The organism is Streptomyces katrae (genome assembly GCF_002028425.1).
GTDB lineage: Bacteria > Actinomycetota > Actinomycetes > Streptomycetales > Streptomycetaceae > Streptomyces > Streptomyces katrae_A.
Window position 1 is genome coordinate 343,573 of sequence record NZ_CP020042.1, and the last position, 16,961, is coordinate 360,533.

General features: G+C 71.5%; 19 protein-coding genes, 1 tRNA gene and 1 pseudogene. 11 read left to right on the forward strand and 10 right to left on the reverse strand.

The features are described 5' to 3' along the window. Positions 1-27 precede the first annotated feature (27 nt). Positions 28-699 (forward strand): signal peptidase I, encoded by a 672-nt coding sequence (lepB, locus tag B4U46_RS01805; protein ID WP_187344251.1) that lies wholly within the window; start codon positions 28-30, stop codon positions 697-699. 25 nt (positions 700-724) lie between these two features. Here the strand turns inward: lepB and B4U46_RS01810 are convergent, their stop codons facing one another. After that, the gene (locus B4U46_RS01810) at positions 725-1,315 is read right to left on the reverse strand and encodes a TIGR03086 family metal-binding protein (protein WP_079423439.1); all 591 of its coding nucleotides are present in this window, start codon (positions 1,313-1,315) and stop codon (positions 725-727) included. A gap of 254 nt (positions 1,316-1,569) precedes the next feature. On the opposite strand from B4U46_RS01810, the gene B4U46_RS01815 reads away from it, so the two are divergent. Next, a tRNA-Trp gene (locus B4U46_RS01815) sits at positions 1,570-1,644 on the forward strand. 47 nt (positions 1,645-1,691) lie between these two features. On the opposite strand, the gene B4U46_RS01820 is transcribed toward B4U46_RS01815, so the two are convergent. The 4 genes from B4U46_RS01820 to B4U46_RS01835 all read right to left on the reverse strand — a co-directional run bounded on the left by B4U46_RS01820 (position 1,692) and on the right by B4U46_RS01835 (position 5,149). After that, positions 1,692-2,591, reverse strand: coding sequence for an aldo/keto reductase (locus B4U46_RS01820; RefSeq protein WP_079423441.1), 900 nt, complete (start codon positions 2,589-2,591; stop codon positions 1,692-1,694). A 15-nt stretch (positions 2,592-2,606) separates the two neighbouring features. Continuing rightward, the gene (locus tag B4U46_RS01825; RefSeq protein WP_079423443.1) at positions 2,607-3,548 is read right to left on the reverse strand and encodes an NAD-dependent epimerase/dehydratase family protein; all 942 of its coding nucleotides are present in this window, start codon (positions 3,546-3,548) and stop codon (positions 2,607-2,609) included. Positions 3,549-3,633: 85 nt separating this feature from the next. Continuing rightward, on the reverse strand, positions 3,634-4,515 hold the full coding sequence (locus tag B4U46_RS01830) for a methyltransferase (protein WP_335755364.1): 882 nt from the start codon (positions 4,513-4,515) through the stop codon (positions 3,634-3,636). Positions 4,516-4,624: 109 nt separating this feature from the next. Continuing rightward, positions 4,625-5,149 carry an ATP-binding protein gene (locus B4U46_RS01835; RefSeq protein ID WP_079423447.1) on the reverse strand — a complete coding sequence of 175 codons (525 nt, stop codon included), beginning with the start codon at positions 5,147-5,149 and terminating at the stop codon, positions 4,625-4,627. Positions 5,150-5,421: 272 nt separating this feature from the next. Between B4U46_RS01835 and B4U46_RS01840 the strand changes: the two genes are divergently transcribed. Further along, the gene (locus B4U46_RS01840) at positions 5,422-6,396 is read left to right on the forward strand and encodes an alpha/beta hydrolase (RefSeq protein WP_079423449.1); all 975 of its coding nucleotides are present in this window, start codon (positions 5,422-5,424) and stop codon (positions 6,394-6,396) included. Between the two features lie 617 nt (positions 6,397-7,013). Here B4U46_RS01840 and B4U46_RS01845 read toward each other — a convergent pair. Then, positions 7,014-8,021 (reverse strand): LacI family DNA-binding transcriptional regulator, encoded by a 1,008-nt coding sequence (locus B4U46_RS01845; protein WP_079423451.1) that lies wholly within the window; start codon positions 8,019-8,021, stop codon positions 7,014-7,016. Between the two features lie 426 nt (positions 8,022-8,447). Between B4U46_RS01845 and B4U46_RS01850 the strand changes: the two genes are divergently transcribed. The 5 genes and pseudogenes from B4U46_RS01850 (at position 8,448) to B4U46_RS01870 (ending at position 11,385) form a co-directional block, all read left to right on the forward strand. Continuing rightward, positions 8,448-9,032 (forward strand): DinB family protein, encoded by a 585-nt coding sequence (locus B4U46_RS01850; protein WP_079423453.1) that lies wholly within the window; start codon positions 8,448-8,450, stop codon positions 9,030-9,032. A 116-nt stretch (positions 9,033-9,148) separates the two neighbouring features. Beyond that, on the forward strand, positions 9,149-9,985 hold the full coding sequence (locus B4U46_RS01855) for a DUF6461 domain-containing protein (protein ID WP_079423455.1): 837 nt from the start codon (positions 9,149-9,151) through the stop codon (positions 9,983-9,985). Between the two features lie 31 nt (positions 9,986-10,016). Next, positions 10,017-10,419 (forward strand): annotated as a pseudogene (locus B4U46_RS01860) (transposase); the annotation flags it as partial. 112 nt (positions 10,420-10,531) lie between these two features. Continuing rightward, positions 10,532-10,759: a hypothetical protein gene (locus tag B4U46_RS01865; protein WP_237292512.1), complete on the forward strand. Its 228-nt coding sequence runs from the start codon at positions 10,532-10,534 to the stop codon at positions 10,757-10,759. A gap of 101 nt (positions 10,760-10,860) precedes the next feature. After that, on the forward strand, positions 10,861-11,385 hold the full coding sequence (locus tag B4U46_RS01870; RefSeq protein ID WP_079423457.1) for an AAA family ATPase: 525 nt from the start codon (positions 10,861-10,863) through the stop codon (positions 11,383-11,385). Between the two features lie 794 nt (positions 11,386-12,179). On the opposite strand, the gene B4U46_RS01880 is transcribed toward B4U46_RS01870, so the two are convergent. After that, on the reverse strand, positions 12,180-12,830 hold the full coding sequence (locus B4U46_RS01880) for a CGNR zinc finger domain-containing protein (protein ID WP_107438202.1): 651 nt from the start codon (positions 12,828-12,830) through the stop codon (positions 12,180-12,182). Between the two features lie 93 nt (positions 12,831-12,923). Between B4U46_RS01880 and B4U46_RS01885 the strand changes: the two genes are divergently transcribed. From B4U46_RS01885 to B4U46_RS01895, 3 genes are all read left to right on the forward strand, one after another. Beyond that, entirely contained in the window at positions 12,924-13,847 is a 924-nt protein-coding gene (locus B4U46_RS01885) for an arginase family protein (protein WP_079423463.1), read from the forward strand. Further along, positions 13,844-14,407: a hypothetical protein gene (locus B4U46_RS01890; RefSeq protein ID WP_079423465.1), complete on the forward strand. Its 564-nt coding sequence runs from the start codon at positions 13,844-13,846 to the stop codon at positions 14,405-14,407. Before B4U46_RS01885 ends, B4U46_RS01890 begins: the two co-directional genes overlap by 4 nt. A gap of 103 nt (positions 14,408-14,510) precedes the next feature. Beyond that, entirely contained in the window at positions 14,511-15,104 is a 594-nt protein-coding gene (locus B4U46_RS01895; RefSeq protein WP_079431496.1) for a GNAT family N-acetyltransferase, read from the forward strand. Positions 15,105-15,407: 303 nt separating this feature from the next. Here B4U46_RS01895 and B4U46_RS01900 read toward each other — a convergent pair whose 3' ends face one another. The 3 genes from B4U46_RS01900 to B4U46_RS38275 all read right to left on the reverse strand — a co-directional run bounded on the left by B4U46_RS01900 (position 15,408) and on the right by B4U46_RS38275 (position 16,938). Next, positions 15,408-15,905 carry a GNAT family N-acetyltransferase gene (locus tag B4U46_RS01900; protein WP_079423467.1) on the reverse strand — a complete coding sequence of 166 codons (498 nt, stop codon included), beginning with the start codon at positions 15,903-15,905 and terminating at the stop codon, positions 15,408-15,410. Positions 15,906-15,965: 60 nt separating this feature from the next. After that, positions 15,966-16,700, reverse strand: coding sequence for a hypothetical protein (locus B4U46_RS38765; protein WP_237292514.1), 735 nt, complete (start codon positions 16,698-16,700; stop codon positions 15,966-15,968). Positions 16,701-16,788: 88 nt separating this feature from the next. Then, on the reverse strand, positions 16,789-16,938 hold the full coding sequence (locus B4U46_RS38275; protein WP_187344249.1) for a DUF4277 domain-containing protein: 150 nt from the start codon (positions 16,936-16,938) through the stop codon (positions 16,789-16,791). Between the last annotated feature and the right edge of the window lie 23 nt (positions 16,939-16,961).

Here is a 16,961-nt window from a genome sequence, read left to right on the forward strand (position 1 = left end):
CGGGGACTGGGGATCGCGGCTCTCGTGATGCTCACGGCCGGATTGCTGATGGCGGGCGGGGGCGCGCTGGCACCCAGGCTGCTGTACCGGGCCGTGTCGTACTCGGCGTCGGCGATGGAACCCACGTACGCCAAGGGCGACCTGCTGCTGTTCCGCAAGGACCCGGCCGAGGTCCGGCGCGGGGACGTGGTGCTGGTGACGGTGGGCCCCATGGACGGCGGCGAGGGCCCCGGGGGCCCGGTGGTCGAACGGGTCGTGGCCGTGGGCGGCGACACCATCGCGTACGAGCCGGGCGCCTCCCGCCTGACGCTGGGCGGCCGGCCCCTGGACGAGCCGTACGTGAAGGACGGCGCCCCGACGGCGGGTTCGGCCGGCCCGTTCTCGGTGTCCGTGCCGCAGGGGCGCGTCTTCCTCCTCGGCGACAACCGCGGCAACTCGGCGGACTCCCGCTACCGCATGCGCACGACGCCCGGCGGCACCGCACCGGTCGCCCACGTGCTCGGGGTGGCCCTTTCCGACGAGGAGACCCGGCGGACCGCCGTCCTCTTCGGCTCGCTGATCATCGTCGGCCTCCTGGCCCTGCTGGCGTTCGCCGTCCTGGGCGTCCTCTGGCTGGTGGCCCGTCGGCGGCGGCCGGCCGTACAGGGGCCGGTCTGGGGAGCCACGACGGTGGAACCGGCCGGTCCGCGGCACCCCTGAGCGGCTTCCCGGTGCCGTGAGCCCGTCACGGCGTCCAGCCGGGGTCGCGTCCGCTGAGCCCGACCGTGCGGTCCAGCAGGGGCGCCCCGTCCGGTACCGGCACGACGGGGCCGAAGACGCCCACGCCGCCGCCGGATTCCTGGGCCGCCGCCCACAGGAAGGAGTGGGAGGCGTGCAGCGCGGCGGCGTCCGGGACGTACTCCTGGCCGGTGGCCCGGGCCAGGTCCCAGCCGTGGACCACCAGCTCGTCCGCCGCCACCGCGGCCGCGACGGCACCTGGCAGGTCCACACCGCCCGCGCGGGTCATCCCGGTCCAGGCGGCGGGGTCCTCCCAGGCCCCGGCCAGTTCGCCGAGGGCCTGCGGGATCCGCTCGCGCCAGTCGGCGGGCAGCCGGGGCGGGGCCGCGTCCGGGGGCGTGGCGGTCGTGGGGCCGAGCACCTTGCGGGCGGCGTCACGGAAGGCGACGGCCAGGCCCGCAAGGTGGCCCAGCAGGTCGCCGACCGCGTACGCCGGGCAGGGCGTGGGCCCGGCCAGCAGGCCGTCGGGGACGCCGCTGACGAGGCGGGCCACGATGGCCGCCTGCGGTCCGAGGTCGAAGGTCGTCGTGCCGGTCATCCGGGGCTCCCTGCGCAGCGAACGGGTCTGCAGGGTAGACCGGCGGCGTGGCCGGAACTCATCGGACATGCCCGGGACGGCCGCACCGGCACCGGCCGGGCGCGGGAGGGCAGTACCGGAACCGTCGGCCGCGCCCGGGGAGGCGGCACCGCGCAGATCCGCCGGGGCCCCGAGAGGCGCCGTTGCGCCCGTCGGCCAGGCCCGGGAGGCAGCCCTACGGGCCACGGGACGCACTGCGTAGGATGCGGCCGGGCGGAGCCGTAGCGCAGAGGTCGACGCGCGCGGTCTCCAACACCGCGAGGACGCCGGTTCGAATCCGGCCAGCTCCGCCCGACCCGCCGCACGGTCTCCTTCCGCCGTCGCCTTGTCTTCCTGCCTAGTCCGTCTGCGGGGGCAGGGACGCGCCGAGTTCCGCCAGCTCCGCCTCGGTGAGCTCCAGCCGGGCGGCCCCGGCCGAGTCGGTGATGGAGGCCGGGCGGCTGGCGCCGGGCAGGGGGATGACGGACGGGGAGCGGGAGAGGAGCCAGGCCAGGGCGACCCGCTGGGGGCTGACCCCGTGGGCGGCCGCGACGCGGTGGAAGGCGGTGCCGGTGGAGGTCGGGCCCGAGGGGCCGTCCAGGGAGCTGCGGGAGATGCCGCCGAGGGGGCTCCAGGGCAGGAACGCCAGGCCCAGTTCCGTGCACAGCCGCAGCTGGGGCTCGCTGTCGCGGACGGCGGGCGAGTACTGGTTCTGCACCGAGACGAGGCCGTCGCCGAGGATCGCGTGCGCCTCGCGGATCTGGGCGGTGGTGACGTTGGAGATGCCGGCGGCGCGGATCGTGCCGGCGTCCAGGAGCTCGCGCAGGGCGCCCACGGACTCCGCCCAGGGGACGGCCGGGTCCGGCTTGTGCAGCTGGTACAGGCCGATCGCGTCCACGCCCAGCCGCCCGGCGGAAGCCTGCGCGGCGCGCTTGAGGTGCTCCGGGGTGCCGGTGACGGTCCAGCTGCCGTCACCGGGGCGGCCGCGGCCGCCCTTCGTGGCGATCAGGACGCCGGAGGTGTCGCCTCCGTAGCGGGCCAGGGCGCGGGCCACCAGCCGCTCGTTGTGGCCCTCTTCGCCGGCGTGCCAGTGGTAGCTGTCGGCGGTGTCGATGAGGGTGACACCGGCGTCGAGGGCGGCGTGGACGGTGGCGACGGCGCGGCTCTCGTCCGGGCGGTGCTCGATCGACAGCGGCATGGCGCCCAGGCCGATGGCGCCGACGGTGGTGCCCGCGAGGGTGCGGTACGGGTTCGGCATGGTGGTGGGTGTTCCTCAGGCGGTGGGGACGGCGGCTTCGGCGAGGGCTTCGGTGACGGCGTCCGGGAGCCAGTCGGCCGTGTGGGAGAAGGCGAAGCCCAGTTCCTTCGCACGGGCGTTGCTCATGGCGTAGTGGCGGTCGAAGGAGAACGGAGAGGCGGGCGTGGTGGCGGTGGCCGGCTGGTGGCGGGGCTCCCGGCCGGTCTGCGCGGCGATGGCCGCGGTGAGGGCGTGGACGTCGAGCGGGCCGTCGGAGCAGGCGTTGAGGGGGCCGGCGAAGTCCGCTTCGGTGGCGGCCCAGCGCAGCAGCTCCGCCAGTTCCGCCCAGTGGATGAACACCGTCGGCAGGGGGCGGGCGTGCACGGTGACCGGTTCGCCGGTGGTGGCGCGCCGGGTGTAGTGGGCGAGGCGGCCGGTGAACTCCCGTGTGCCGCCGCCCAGTACGTGCGCGCTGCGGACGGAGGCGAAGGTGAATCCGCCGGCGCGGGCGAGGACGGCCTCCGCCTGGCGCTTGCCCTCGGCGTAATGGGCCTCCAGGTAGGCCCCGTCGTGCCAGGGCAGTTCCAGGTCCACCGGCCAGGCGGCCGGGTCGACGGTCTCCTCCGGCACCGGGGTGTCCGCCGGTACGGGCGGCAGGGCGGTGGTCGCCGGGTCGTAGACCTCGATGGTGGAGGTCATCACGTACCGGCGGGTGCGGCCGGCGAAGACCCGGGCGGCGATCGCGGCCTGCACGGGCGTGTAGCAGACCTGGTCCACCACCACGTCGAAGGTGCGGGGGCCGAGGGCGGCGAGGAGGGCTGCCTCGTCGTCGCGGTCGACGACGAGGTGCTCGACACCGGCGGGCGGGCGGCCGGAGCCGCGGTTGATCACCGTGACCTGGTGGCCGGCCGTCCGCAACCGCTGGACCAGGAGCTTTCCGAAGTACCGGCTTCCGCCGATGACGCAGATCCTTTGCATGCCCCCACTCTGTCGATCCCCGGTGATCAGCAGAAGTGGTGTGTTGGTGGGCGGGTATTAAGGAAAACTGGTGACCGACCCGTGGTCAGGCGCGTGCGGGCTCCGGCAGCGGGGCCTTGCGGGCGTGGAGGACGTGGGCGCCCAGGGGCAGCGGGGTCCGGCCGTCGAGGCGCAGGCCCGCGTCGGCCAGCAGGCGGGCGTAGTGGTCCTCCCGGCGTTCGCGGCCTCCGACGTTGCACAGCATGTGCAGGTCCCAGGCGGTCGCCGGCGAGGGGGAACCGTCGGCGGGCAGGAGGCGTTCCACGATCAGCAGGTCGGCGTGGGCGGGCATCGCGCGGGCGCAGTGGCCGAGGATCTCCCGGCAGCGGTCGTCGTCCCAGTCGTGCAGGACCCGGGCCAGGACGTACACGTCGCCTCCGGCGGGGACGTCGGCGAAGTCGCCCGCCCGGTACGAGCAGCGTGCGCCGCAGCCCGCGGCGTCGAGCAGGCGGCGGGCCGTGGCGACGGCGTGCGGGCGTTCGAGCAGGACGCCGCGCAGGCCCGGGTGGGCGGTGAGGACCGGGCGGAGCAGTTCCCCGTTGCCTCCGGCCACGTCCACGACCGTGGCGGGCGCGGGCGCCTGGGCCGCCGTGGTGAGGACCGGATGGGCGGGCAGCGGCCGGAACATGCGCGCACTCGCGGCCATCGAACGGTCGAAGAGGTCGGCGAGTTCGGGGTCGCGGGCGAAGTGGTCGAAGTGGTTCTCGCCGTGGAGGTGGTCGAAGCCCGGCTGCCCGGTCCGTACGGCGTGGTCGAGTTCGCCGAAGGAACGGTAGAAGGGGCCGCCGTACATGAGGGCCAGGGGACGCATCGACGCGGGCTCGTCCGCGCGCAGCAGGGCGCCGAGTGCGGTGAGGCGGAAACCCTCCTCCGGACGCTGCTCCGGGCGCTCCACCTGGCGTTGCTCCGGGCGCTCCTCGCGGGTCACGGCGCCGAGCATTTCCAGGTAGCGCAGGAGGGTGGCGAGGCCGCGGGGATGGGTGCCGGTCAGACGGGCGAGGTCGAGTTAGCGCGAGATGGATTTTTGTGACGGAGCTTCAGGCGGGGGCCGCCGGGATGCGGACTCCGACGACCTTCCCGGACGGGACGCGGAACGCCGTGAGCCGGCCGTCGGCCTCGCCCACCAGGCAGTTCACGATCAGCAGTCCGCGACCACCCTCCGCGTCCATGCCGACGTCCGCGGCCGTGGCCCCTCCCGCGTCCGGACCGACACACGGAAGGAACGGGTCTCCGTCGGCGACGTCCAGGTACAGGCGGCCGCGCCGGAGGGCGACGGTCACGCACACCTGGGCGCCGCCGCCTCCCGTGTGCCGGACGGCGTTGGACAGCAGCTCCGTGGCGGCGAGCAGCAGGATCCCGGCCCGTTCGGGCTCGACGCCCCAGCCCTGGAGCGCGCGGCGCATGGACGCTCGCACCAGCGGGACCCCGGACGCCGTCGGCTCCACAGTCCAGCGGGCGAGGCGGCGGCCCTGGGGAAGGGCGGACGGGGCGGCGGCCGCGGGCGTCGTGGGGCGCGGGACGGACGGGGGGACGGCGGCCACGATCGGCATGGGGCTGGACATGGGACTCCCGGGCGGGACGGGCGACGCAACGAGAGAGCGATGTCTCGTGTAACCTCAGCGCCCTCCCAATCGAACCATTCGGCGCCGGAGGCGTTTACTACGCCGCGCAGGATGTGTTACACGTGTAACAACGCTAGGGCGGACCCTTCAAGAGCACAAGGCATTTCGGACATTCATCCGAAAGCCCGGCGCTCCAGGGCGCCGGCCCGGCGTACCCGGCACCACCCGCAGGAACCCCGTACGGACCCGTACGCCCACAGAAGGAGCGGGAAATGACCCAAGCACCTCCCGGAGCCCCTGCCGGCCAGCAGACCTTCGACCTCGATCTCGCAGCCTGGCCGCCGCCCCCCTTCCGGGCCCCGGGCCCGCCCCGGGTCGGCCAGGACGGCACCCGCCACTTCGACGGCGTCACCTACGCGAGCACCCTCGGCTACCGGCCGTGCCTGCTCGACGTGCGGGTCCCCGCGGCCGCGGGCCCGGTTGCCGCGGTCGTGTGGATCCACGGCGGCGGCTGGCTGGAGGGCGACCGACGCTATCCGCCGCCGACCGTCCCGGCCGAGCTCCTGCACGGCACCGTCCTGGGGGCGGGGCTCGCGCTGGTGTGCATCGACTACCGGCACAGCCTGGAGGCACCGTTCCCGGCCCAGCTGCACGATGTGAAGGCCGCCATCCGCTACGTCCGCCGCCACGCCGCCGAGCTCGGCATCGACCCGCACCGGATCGGCGTCATGGGCGAGTCGGCGGGCGGACACCTGGCAGCGCTCGCCGGCCTCGTCCAGCCGGACGGCGGCGACGCGGCCGCCGCACTGGAGGGCGGTGTGGGCGTCCAGGGCGAGGACAGCAGCGTGCGGGCCGCCGTCTGCTGGTACCCGGCCACGGACCTCGGGGCGCTGCTCGGGCAGCCGCTGCCAATGCCGCCCGCCCCGGACGGCACCGTGTTCCCCGACCCGTTCGCCTCCTTGCTGGGCGGCACCCCGCAGCAGTGGCCGGAACTCGCCCGCACCGCCAGCCCGGTCACCTACGCGGGCGGCGCCACCCCGCCGCCGTTCCTCCTCCTCCACGGGACCGAGGACCGCCTGCTGCCGTACAGCCAGAGCGAAAGCCTCGCGGCGGCCCTCAAGGGAGCGGGCGGCGAGGTCACCCTGGTGCCGGTGGAAGGCGCCGACCACATCTTCCTCGGCAGCCCCGACGTAACACCGCTCGTCACCCAGAGCATCGCCTTCCTCGCCCGCCACCTGGCGGCGTGAACCCGGCCGACGACCGCACAGCCGACGCACGCCCCGCGTGGGGCACGTCATGACGGCGCCCCACGCTCACCACACCCGCGACCCACAACCATGACCGGCCTCCCCTCCCCCAGACGGCTGATGACCGGAGCCTTCTTCCTTCTTCCTCCTGATCCCCAGCACGCTGACCGACACGCTGCCCGCAGCCCCAGTCGGCCGCCCTTCCACGGCCTCGACGACGCCCGGTCGCGGTGCACGGGCGGCCCATACCGCGGCCCGTACCCGGTGGCCGCCTCGGCGCTCGACCGGCTCGGCAGGCCGACGGGGGCGGCGGCACCTGCGGGGTTTCTGGTGCTCCTGACGCCCACAGGCGCTGGCCGTCGTGCTCTGCCTGCTCACCACGCACCTGATCGGCAATCTCCTGGTCGTCCAGGCGCTGAAGCTACCGGTTGACCGGCCACACCCCGCCGATCCCCTGGTGCGGGCGGACCACACGGCACGTTATCGCCGGTGCCGCGACGGGAGCCGGGACCGCACCTCGCCCTGCGGTGGGCCTGCAGACCGTGCCTGACCGAGGGGCGGTTACACGTGTATCGGTTCCTACCAGACAGGGCGGCCAGGCCTCATGGCCTGAACGCTCATGAGGAGCGGCGGTGAACCAGGACGGGCTGCACGCCCCGCACTTGCGGCGGTACCCCATGCTCCACGAGGTCATGGAGCGCGTCGGCCACCTCGGCGGGCGTGGGAAGGTCGAGCCGTACGGAGGTCAACGGGGGCTCCTGCAACGCGGACAGCACCAGGTCGTCACAACCGACAATGGCGACGTCCCCCGGAACGGAGACTCCGGCGGCGCGCAGGGCGTGCATCAGCAGCGCGGCGTACTCGTCGTTGTAGGCGAACACCCCGTCCAGACCCACCTCACGCCAGTTCCCCGCGAGTTCGGCGGCGGACTCGTGGGTGAAGGACAGCTCCAGCGCGCTGACGGTGGCCGTGCTGCGGGCGGCGACGCCTTCGGCTCCGGCCAGCCGCGGGCCGGCGAAGGTGGCCAGACCGCGTTCCCGCGGCATGATCACGCCGAGGCTGCGGCACCCCCGGGAGAGCAGGTGCATCGCGGCCATCGCGCCGATCCGCTCCTGATCGAGATCGATGGTGTGGGCGCCCGCCACCTCACGGGAGCCGAAAGCCAGTACTCCGCGGACGCCGGCGCGGCTCAGCACGTCCACCGCCTGGCCGGACAGGCTGTCGCCGTCCAGCGCCACGACCGCCGCGGGCCGGAGTTCGGCCCAGGCACGGGCGGCGCTCACCGGGTCGGGGAACCGTCCGGCGTGCAGCACGAGAACATAGCCGTGGCGCTCCAGCTCGCTCTCCAGGTCGTCGACCCAGGTGGCGACCAGCCTTCCGGCCGCCGAGACGGACGCCGGCATGAGCACGAGGTTGCTGCGGCCGGCGCGCAGCGAGCGGGCCGCGGCATGCGGTACATAGCCGAGCTGCTGGGCGGCCTCGAGGACCCGGGCACGCGTGGTGTCGCTGACCCGGTGGGCCTGGGTGTTGTTGAGGACGAAGGACACGGTCGCTCTCGACACCCCGGCCAGACGCGCGACGTCCGCGCTCGTGACGACGGCCGGCGCGGTCGGCTCCTTGCCCATGACGGTCCTTGCCCCGCTCCCACACCTCGGCCCTCGGGGGCCGACTGACAATTCTCTTCCCAGGTTACACGCGTTACCGAAGAGCAGGAGGACTCGGCCGAGGACCGAGGAGCCCTCTCGGGCCAGTGCAGCGCTCCACGAGGCTGTCCGCGGGCTCATAAGGGCCGGCACTTCCAGCATCGGTGAGATCGGGTTCCGTGTCCCAGCCCATGCATGTTGAAGACCGACTGAGCACGAGTTCGCCGGACCCCGGAGGGCGGCTAAAAGGTCGCTTCCTCTGGTTATGAAGTTGTCCTCACGTGGCAGGTTTCGCGAGCTTCGTGAGGCAGGTCGGGGCGGGCCATGGCCAGGCCTCGGCTCTGCGGTCGTTGCGGACCACGCAAGGGATCTTGAGACCAGGAGCACCCCATGGCAGGCTCATGCCGCATGATCGACGAATTCGCGAAAGACACCCTGCACGGGAGACTGCGCCGGGACCGCACAGCGCTGCTCTGGAAACTCGACGGCTTGTCCGAATACGACGCCCGCCGGCCTTTGACAGCGACCGGAACCAACCTCCTCGGCCTGGTCAAGCACGTGGCCACCGTCGAGGCCAGGTACTTCGGCGAGGTCTTCGACCGCCCTTCCCCGGAACCGCTGCCCCGGTGGCAGGACTCCGACGGCAGCGATCTGTGGGCGACCGAGGACGAGACCCGCGAACAGATCATCGGGTTCTACCGGCGCACGTGGGAACACTCGGACGCGACGATCAACGAGCTTCCCCTCGACGCCCCCGGCCACGTGCCGTGGTGGCCGGAGCCTTATGGCGACACCAACCTGTTCGCCATCATGGTCCATGTCCTCGGCGAGTCCATCCGGCATGCCGGGCACGCCGATATCCTGCGCGAAGGCCTCGACGGCCGGACCGGGTTGCGCGCCGAACACGAGAAGGAAATCGACGAGGAAGCCCGTGCAGCCCACCGCGCCACGATCGAGCGGGCCGCCAGGTCGGCCGCACCAATCAAGGCTTGAAGCTCGTAACACGATCACATTGCCGGCAGGGGCAGGGCGCGGCCCGGCTACCAGCACCAGCTGAAAGAACCGGCTTACATCGGGCACTGTCAGAGGCCTCAGGCACACTGCGCCTTATGAACTTGGTGACCGCGCACGACTACGCCTGGATCCGCACCTCGCCGCTCTTCCGCCACATGATGGAGAGCGGATACACCTTGACACTGATACAGGAGCGGAGCCCGCAGGAGGTGCTGCGCGCGATGGGGGCGGAACCGTGCGGCACCGGGGAAGGAACCGGCGGGCTGATCGAGGCGGACGAGGCTCACCGTGCCGAGGCGGGTTACGACTACTGGGACGAGTCCTACGTCGCGGGCGCCTTCAAGGCCCCGGGCGAGAACGGTGACTGGACAGTTGTGCTCGGCTTCGACGGTGGCCTTGGGGTGCCGTGCGTGGAGACGCTGTCGGAGGGCGGCCGGGTCGTGGCGCACTCGAGCAATGGCGGCAAGCCCATCCACCTCTTCCACTGGTTCGAGGGCGGTGAGCTCCGTACGACATTCGAGGGTCCCTCGGTGCGCGACGGCAACAGCCCCGATGAACTGGTTCCCCTGTTGCGGGAAGTCGGCTTCCCTCTGACTCCCGAGGGAGAGCACGACGAGAGCGCCCCGGTCGTCGACGGGAAGGCGGCGGTCCTGGCTCTGGCCGAGAGACTCACCGGCATACGCGTCACCGAATCCCTCCTCCAGGACGCCACGTATGAACTGGGACTTGTCCCCGAACAGCCTGCCGGGGAATGGACCCGCCTAGTCATCGACATTACTGATGCCCACGGAGAGCGTCTGTACAAGGAATGGACCTACGAGGAGGTCGTGGCGGCTTCCGACCGCGGACGGGCGGAGGCGAACGCCCCGATCGCGATCACTTACAACGAGCCTCTGGCCATGGATTGTTCGGAGCGCAAGACAGGTGAGTAACAAACGGGCGCATGGAAGGTGACCTTGGGACGCTCGCCGCCCTAGGGACCCGACTCTGGTGGTGCTGGACAGTAAGGGTGTCCAGGCGGCCGCAGGGGTCCCCTCCCCTCCTCCACGACCGGCAAGGTACCCGGCGAAGAAGGTGCCGGGCCGCAAGCGAGGACTGGCCGTGGGCGTGCTCGGGCTCGTCATCGCGGTGATCGTGCCGGCCGCGAACACCCACGACAACGCCGCGGGCATCGCCCGGCTGGACCAAGCCGCCGAGCGCATCGGCGGCACCGTGGAGAAGGCGCTGGTCGGCCAGGGCTTCAAGAAGCAGGACGCCGACCTCCTCCGCCTCCCGCGTCTACTGGGCGATGACTCACGTCATGGCCCGCCGCCTCACCGGCGCGAACACCCCCACCTGGCGCGATGAGCAGGCGGTGAGCACGTGAAGATCCAATCCCTCCTTGACGTGCTCGGCGTCCAGGAGGACGCCCTTCGGGCGCTGGCCGACGACCTGCGCACCCAGATCGAAAGACTGCACTTCCGGCTGCAGGATGCAGGATGCAGTCCCACCTCGAACACCTCGCGATCACGCGGAAGACCGTCACCGCCCTCGCCGACCGGCTCCCGGCCGCCCTGCCGCACCTGCCCGAGCACCCGAACTGCCTCCGCATCCTCGGTGTCTTCAACGACGCGACCGGACCACTTCGCGCCCGGGACGTCTGCGAAGCCCTCGACCACGAACTGCCGTCGAAGAACGTCGAAGGCACCCGCGCCAAGCAGCAGTAGCCGCCGAGAACCGCGACGAGCAGCCCCACACCAGCCTCATCAGTGAGCCGATTTCTGCTGTGTCTGTTCCTGCGGACCGCACGACGCTAGCGTCGAGTCTCATGATCGTATGGCTCAACGGCACCCACGGCGCGGGCAAGACGACGACCAGTGCGCTCGTGCAGCAGCTGATCCCGGATTCGCGGGTGTTCGACGCCGAGAAGGTCGGCGAGACGCTCATGGACATCACACCGGGGTTGCCCGCTACGGACAACTTCCAGCACTGGCCGCCATGGCGACCTCTTGTGGTCGAGACCGCCCGACGCGTTCTCGACTACACCGGCGGCACTCTGGTGATTCCCATGACCGTCCTGGTCGAGCAGTACTGGCGCGAGATCAGCTCGGGCCTTGCTCAGCATGCCATTCCGTTCCGGCACTTCGTCCTCCACGCCGACCAGGACACTCTCCGCGGGCGTATCGCGGGCGACACTGTTGTTGGCCCCGACTCCCCGTTCCGTCTGCGATACCTCGGGCCCTACGCCGAGGCGGCCCGCACATGGCTGCATGAAGAGGCCGAGGTCGTCGACACCACACACCTCACGCCTGCCCAGGCCGCCCTGCAGATCGCGGAGGCCGTCAAGAATTGAAACGAACGGCCTGCGGCGTCAAAGCCTCGCAGGTGCCAAGAAGTCTGCTGATGTGACAACCAGCGGGCTTCGACCCAACCGGGAAACGGTCAACACCTCACGAACCGCTCTCTCAGGAGACCTCCAGGACCGCCTTGCCGTGAAGTCGTCGCTGAAGAAGGGCGGCAATGGCGTCGGCGGCTCCGTCCCAGCTGCCGCGCCATGAGATCTGCGGGTCGAGTGCGCCTGCGGCGGCGCGGTGGACGAGCCAAGTCAGGTCAGGGGCGAGGCCCGTGCAAGCCGGCAGGGAGGACGTGACGATCGAGCGGTGTGAGAACTCGGATGACGTCGCGGCCGCCTTCGACCGCTTCCGCTCCCACACCCGCAGGCGCACTTTTCGCGCCGCCCTGGCTCGTAGCGAGGACGGCGAGCCTGCTGGAGTTCGGGGAAGGCGCCCCGTCATCACGACGATGAGGGGCCGCGTTCGAACCTCCACCTTGTAGCAGGGGGCTGGGCATCCTGACGAGCGGCGCGCAGCCCATGCCGCCGCCCTGGCCGCCGAAGCCACCGGGCAAGCGGCGGCCACCGCCCGCGAGAACACGCCCGGCTGAGCTCAGCCCTGTCGGCGATCCTGCTGGTGCAAGGGTCGACTGACCGGCGTGCATCTGGTCATGTTCAGCTGGGACCAAGGGTGGTCCGGAAGGGGCCTTTGATCACGACCTGATGCGCTCCCCGGCGCGCGGCGGTTGGTCTCGGGCCGAACCGTCCGTCCCGGGTTTCGGCCGCGACGCGAACCGATCCCCCCGGGAGTGCCCTCAGGGACCGCCCGCGCCCGGGTCGTGGGCTCGTTTGCGCCGGTAGTGGGTCCGGCCCTTGGCCGAGCTCCCGCACGTGGCCATGGAGCACCAGCGGCGGCGGCCGCCCCGGGAGCTGTCGATGAACATCCAGCCGCATCGAAGGCCCGGGCAGACGCGGGTGCGATCCAGCGGCAGCGACCGAAGCAGGTCGAACGCCTGCAGGGCGAGTTCGTGGTGGAGGTAGTCAAGCCCCGATGCCCCGATGCCGGCCTGAAGCTGCGGCAGGTTCCCGCTGACAGTGAGACGCGCGCTGGCGACCGCGCGCTTCCAGTGGTCACCGACCTGGTCGACCGCTTCCGCGGGAACCGGCCCGCCTGGCTGGATCAGCGCCGCGATCAGGTCGTGCAGGGCTTCGCGCAGCTCGCGGATGCGGTCCAGGGCCTGCTCGGCGCTGCCGGGCTCGCTTTCGGCCAGCCGCAGCAGTTCCGTGAGGTCGGCGGCGGCGAAGTGACCGGTGAGGGCGGCCCATTCCAGCAGGCGCGGGTAGCCGTCGAGCCAGTCGGTCGGCTCCGCGTCACGTGCCGTCACCGTGTTCACCAGGTCGATGGCGACGTGCCCGCCGACCAGGTCGCGGCGCCTGAAGGTGTGGGGCCGGACGGCTTTCGTCACGCGTGGACCGCCTTTCATCGCTTGCCTCGGTTCGTCCAACCAGTGTACTGATGTTATCTGGTTGGAATACCTCCCGACTGATAGGAGACACCCATGGCTGGCGGTGTCCAGCTCATCTCGGCCCCCTGGAATCTCGGCCTGCGACCGCCCGAGCCGGGGCGCGAGCCCGGCACGTGGCGGGCGCCGCAGGCACTGCTGTCGGCAGGGCTGGCAGTACGTCTGCGGCCCGCCGAAGTGGTAGAACTCGACCGTCCTCCCTATGAGTTCGACGCGCAGTCGGCGACCCGCATCCGCAACGGGGTGACCATCCGCGAGCACGCGCTGCGGCTCGGCGAGGCAGTCCACGCCGCACTCGCCGCCTCCCGGTTCCCGGTCGTCCTGGGCGGCGACTGCAGCATCCTGCTGGGGTGCCTGTCGGGGGCCCGGCGCCACGGACGCTGCGGCCTGGTTCACCTCGACGGGCACAGCGACTTCCGCCACCCCGGCAACTACGACGCCGGTTCGGCCCTCGGCTCGGCGGCCGGGATGGATCTGGCCCTGGCCACCGGCCGCGGCGAACTGCTGCTCACCCACTGGCCACAGGTGGGCCGACCGCTGGTCGCCGACGAGGACGTGGTCCAGATCGGCGACCGGGAGGACGAGGGGGCACCCCCGGTCACCCGGTTCAGCGCGCAGGAGATCCAGCGGATCGGCATCAGCGCTCTGAGCCGGCAGGTCATCCGCCACCTGGAACGGCGCGAGCTGGACCGCGTCTGGCTCCACCTCGACCTCGACGTACTCGACGAACGTGTCCTGCCCGCAGTGGACTCCCCGGGCCGTCCCGGCCTGGACTTCGCCCAGCTCACCGCCCTCGTCTCGGCCCTGGCCGGCACCGGCCGGGTGGTGGGGCTCGACGTTGCCGTCTACGATCCGGACCTCGACCCGGACCGTGCGTACGCCGCCCCCATCGTCGACTGCCTCGCCTCAGCCCTGGCCCCGCTTGCAACCGAGGAGACGACCGAGGAGACGCACGCATGAAGACGCTGCTCGCCGACGGCCCCGACGACCTGTACGCGACCGAGATGGAGCAGTTCGGTCGCCTGTCCGGACACTGGGCGACCCGGATCACCTACTACCCCGCCGACGGCTCACCGGTCCGCCACGTCAGCGGCGAATGGGAGTTCGGCTACGCCCTGGAGGGCAGAGCGGTCCTGGACGTCTGGCGATGGCCCGGGCGCGCGGAACTCCCCGCCGCAGGTCGCGCTCCGGACCAGGAATGCGGGCTGTGCGTGCGGATCTGGGATCCGCGCCTGCAACTGTGGCGGTTCACCTTCCACGGCACCGCCCGCGGCGACCTCGTGCACATGTACGCCCGCCGGATCGACGAAGAGATCGTCATGGAACGCGCGGCCGGCGGCGACCTCATCCGCTGGACCTTCGCCGACTTCACCGCCGACACATTCCACTGGCGCAACGAACGGTCGGCCGACGGCGGACACACCTGGCGGCTCGACCAACAGGTCGACGCCCGCCGCCTGCTGAGTCCCGCTCAGGGCGAACACGGGACCGTCAGTCAGGCCGGGGATGTCCGCGGGTGAGGAGTGCCCGCCGGAGGTGTCCGGCAGTTGTGCAGATCTCCACGGTGTCACGAGGTTGCGCGGGGCGGCCGTCATCCTGGCGGGACTGCGGCATCATGATCGGATGACCCTTCCGATACCTGATGTTGTTCCCGCGGGCCGGATGAGCGGGACAGGCCAGCCCGTGATCGGCCTGGCCGGAGGCCTCGAGCTGCGGCCATGGGCTGCCGATGACGCCGTGGTCCTCGCGGGCTCGTGCCAGGATCCGGACGTGCAGCACTGGAACCGGCCGGGCCACCTGTCGGTGGATGACGCCCGGGACAGGATCGCGCGATGGGGGAAGCGATGGCAGACCGAGGAGGCAGCGATCTGGGCGATCGCCGAGCCTCAAGGCGGCAGCCCCGTGGGCCTCGTCGGTCTCGGCGACCTCGACCTTGCCGGAGGCAGTGCCGAGTTCCTCTACTGGCTGCTTCCCGCCGGCCGGGGTCACGGGGCCATGGCCGACGCCGTTGTCCGTGTCAGCCGCTGGGCCTTGGACGACCTCGGTCTGCACCGCCTGCGGATCACCCACTCCGTAGCCAACACCGCCTCCTGCCGCGTGGCGACGAAAGCGGGATTCACCCTCGAAGGCAAGATGCGAAGCGCCCTGCTGCACTCGGACGGCTGGCATGACGAACATCTGCATGCGCGTGTCCAGGGTGACGCCTGGCCGCAGTGAGGACGCCGGTCATTCAGCGGCGTGCCTCCGCGATCCCCCCGACGTGAGCGGCCGCCGGCCGTCGACGTGGCCGCTCCCTGGCCTCTGCCCTCTGCCCTTCGCTTCGAGAGACCTCGGAGGCCATTGCGCCGCCCGGAAGTAAGTCGCTCAGGATGGACGCGCCGCCTGGCGCCGGGGCGCAAGAGGCCTAAGGTGGCGAGGCGGTCCCGATACAGGACCGAGACCGAGCTGACCAAGCGCCGACGACCATGGAAGACTCAGTCCGACGCCGCGTTCGCGCCTGCTAGTCCCGTACTTCGCGGGTCACCGTTTCAGGTCTGTGGCCAGTGGCTTTACGGCTCCGGTCGCCGGGTCGGCCGGAGCCGTCGAAGGTGCCTGTGTGATCATCATCAGCTTCTCTGGTTCGGACACGGCTGAGAAGCCGGCATGTGCGTAGACCTCATGGGCGTCCAACGTGGAGAGCATCAGCCGCTTCAGTCGGTAGGGCTCCAGTGCCGCGACGACCGACTCGGCCAGCCAGGTGCCGATGCCCTGGCCACGTGCCTCGCGGGCGACGTAGACGTCGCAGAGCCAGCCGAAGGTGGCGTAGTCCGTGACGACTCGGGCGAAGGCGAGTTGCTCGGCGGTGTCCGGGACGTAGACACCGAAGACGAGCGAGTGCTCGATCGAGCGCGCCACGGTCTCGCGGCTCCGGCCCAGGGCCCAGAAGGCGTCGGTGGAAAGCCAGTGGTGCACGCGGTCGAGGTCGATGCGCGCGGGGTCGGTGTCGAGGGTTAGGCCGTCGGCCCTGGTCGTGATCACGGCCCCCGATCCTACGGTGCTGGCCCCGAGGGCAGTGCCTGCACTGCAGGGGTCGCCGTTTCAAGTCTGTGGCCGGCGGGTTCGGGTGACTTCGATGCCGAGGAGGTCGAGGAGGTGGAGTTGGACGCCGCGGGTGATCTGGACGGTGGGCGCGTCGGTGACCTTGCCGATCCGCAAGGTGAGTTCGCCGAGGTGGTAGAGGATCATCCGGCCGGTGGGCCGCACCCGGCGGTTGTCCGGGTAGAGGCCGCCCATCGTCTGCTCGGGCCCCAGGGCTTGTCTGACCTGGCGTTCGATCAGGCAGAACACCAGCAGGGCCAGGCAGATCACCTGGATCAGCGCGGCGACGCGGTGGTTGTGCTGCACGAACAGCGGTGTGACCGCCAGGGGTCCCCTGAATTCCGCGCACCGGCGCTCGACCGAGCCCTGCCCTTTGTACTGGACCAGGACCTGGCCCGGGTCGGCCTGCTCGGGTGTCAGCGCGGTCAGCAGCGCGTACCAGCCGTCGGCCGCGGCCTCGTCGTCCAGGACCTGTTGGTCGAAGTGCCAGGCCAGGGTGGGTCGCCCGGTATCGTCCCGGCCAATGTCGGTGCGTAGGCAGGAGGCGACCCGGCGGGTTCTGGTGATCACCCCGATCCGTTCGGCGATCTTCTTCTCGGTGTTGCAGCACTTCCCGCCGGCTCCGTTCCTGACCTTGTCCAGGTCCTCGGTCGCACGGGCGAGGTGTTTGACACGGGCCGCTTGCTGGCCTGCGGCGTTGCCGGTGGAGTGGACCAGGATCCGGCGCGCTTCCATTACTGCTGGCCGGCCTCGATACCCAGGACTTCCTCCACCGCCCAGGTCCGGCCCCGGTCGGCGACCCGAATCAACGGCGCGGGCGAGGTCAGCCGTTCGCCACCAGCGCCTCGATCACCTGGCCGTGCGTCAGGTGCGCGCTCCCACCACCCGGGCACAGCCCGTCGACGATCCCGGCCACATCAAGGCGGCGCAGAAACTCGGCAGCGACGGGCAGAGCGCCCAGACGCTTCTCCACCACAGACGTCACCACGCACTCAA

What these genes read in the sequence shown, in the direction of transcription:
- B4U46_RS01885 (WP_079423463.1), top strand. Translation starts at nt 12,924, where the DNA reads ATGGCTGGCGGTGTCCAGCTCATCTCGGCCCCCTGGAATCTCGGCCTG.
- B4U46_RS01865 (WP_237292512.1), top strand. Translation starts at nt 10,532, where the DNA reads ATGCAGTCCCACCTCGAACACCTCGCGATCACGCGGAAGACCGTCACC.
- B4U46_RS01870 (WP_079423457.1), top strand. Translation starts at nt 10,861, where the DNA reads ATGATCGTATGGCTCAACGGCACCCACGGCGCGGGCAAGACGACGACC.
- B4U46_RS01845 (WP_079423451.1), bottom strand. Translation starts at nt 8,021, where the DNA reads ATGGGCAAGGAGCCGACCGCGCCGGCCGTCGTCACGAGCGCGGACGTC.
- B4U46_RS01850 (WP_079423453.1), top strand. Translation starts at nt 8,448, where the DNA reads ATGATCGACGAATTCGCGAAAGACACCCTGCACGGGAGACTGCGCCGG.
- B4U46_RS01820 (WP_079423441.1), bottom strand. Translation starts at nt 2,591, where the DNA reads ATGCCGAACCCGTACCGCACCCTCGCGGGCACCACCGTCGGCGCCATC.
- B4U46_RS01890 (WP_079423465.1), top strand. Translation starts at nt 13,844, where the DNA reads ATGAAGACGCTGCTCGCCGACGGCCCCGACGACCTGTACGCGACCGAG.
- B4U46_RS38765 (WP_237292514.1), bottom strand. Translation starts at nt 16,700, where the DNA reads ATGGAAGCGCGCCGGATCCTGGTCCACTCCACCGGCAACGCCGCAGGC.
- B4U46_RS01810 (WP_079423439.1), bottom strand. Translation starts at nt 1,315, where the DNA reads ATGACCGGCACGACGACCTTCGACCTCGGACCGCAGGCGGCCATCGTG.
- lepB (WP_187344251.1), top strand. Translation starts at nt 28, where the DNA reads ATGCTCACGGCCGGATTGCTGATGGCGGGCGGGGGCGCGCTGGCACCC.
- B4U46_RS01825 (WP_079423443.1), bottom strand. Translation starts at nt 3,548, where the DNA reads ATGCAAAGGATCTGCGTCATCGGCGGAAGCCGGTACTTCGGAAAGCTC.
- B4U46_RS01855 (WP_079423455.1), top strand. Translation starts at nt 9,149, where the DNA reads ATGAACTTGGTGACCGCGCACGACTACGCCTGGATCCGCACCTCGCCG.
- B4U46_RS01835 (WP_079423447.1), bottom strand. Translation starts at nt 5,149, where the DNA reads ATGTCCAGCCCCATGCCGATCGTGGCCGCCGTCCCCCCGTCCGTCCCG.
- B4U46_RS01895 (WP_079431496.1), top strand. Translation starts at nt 14,511, where the DNA reads ATGACCCTTCCGATACCTGATGTTGTTCCCGCGGGCCGGATGAGCGGG.
- B4U46_RS01840 (WP_079423449.1), top strand. Translation starts at nt 5,422, where the DNA reads ATGACCCAAGCACCTCCCGGAGCCCCTGCCGGCCAGCAGACCTTCGAC.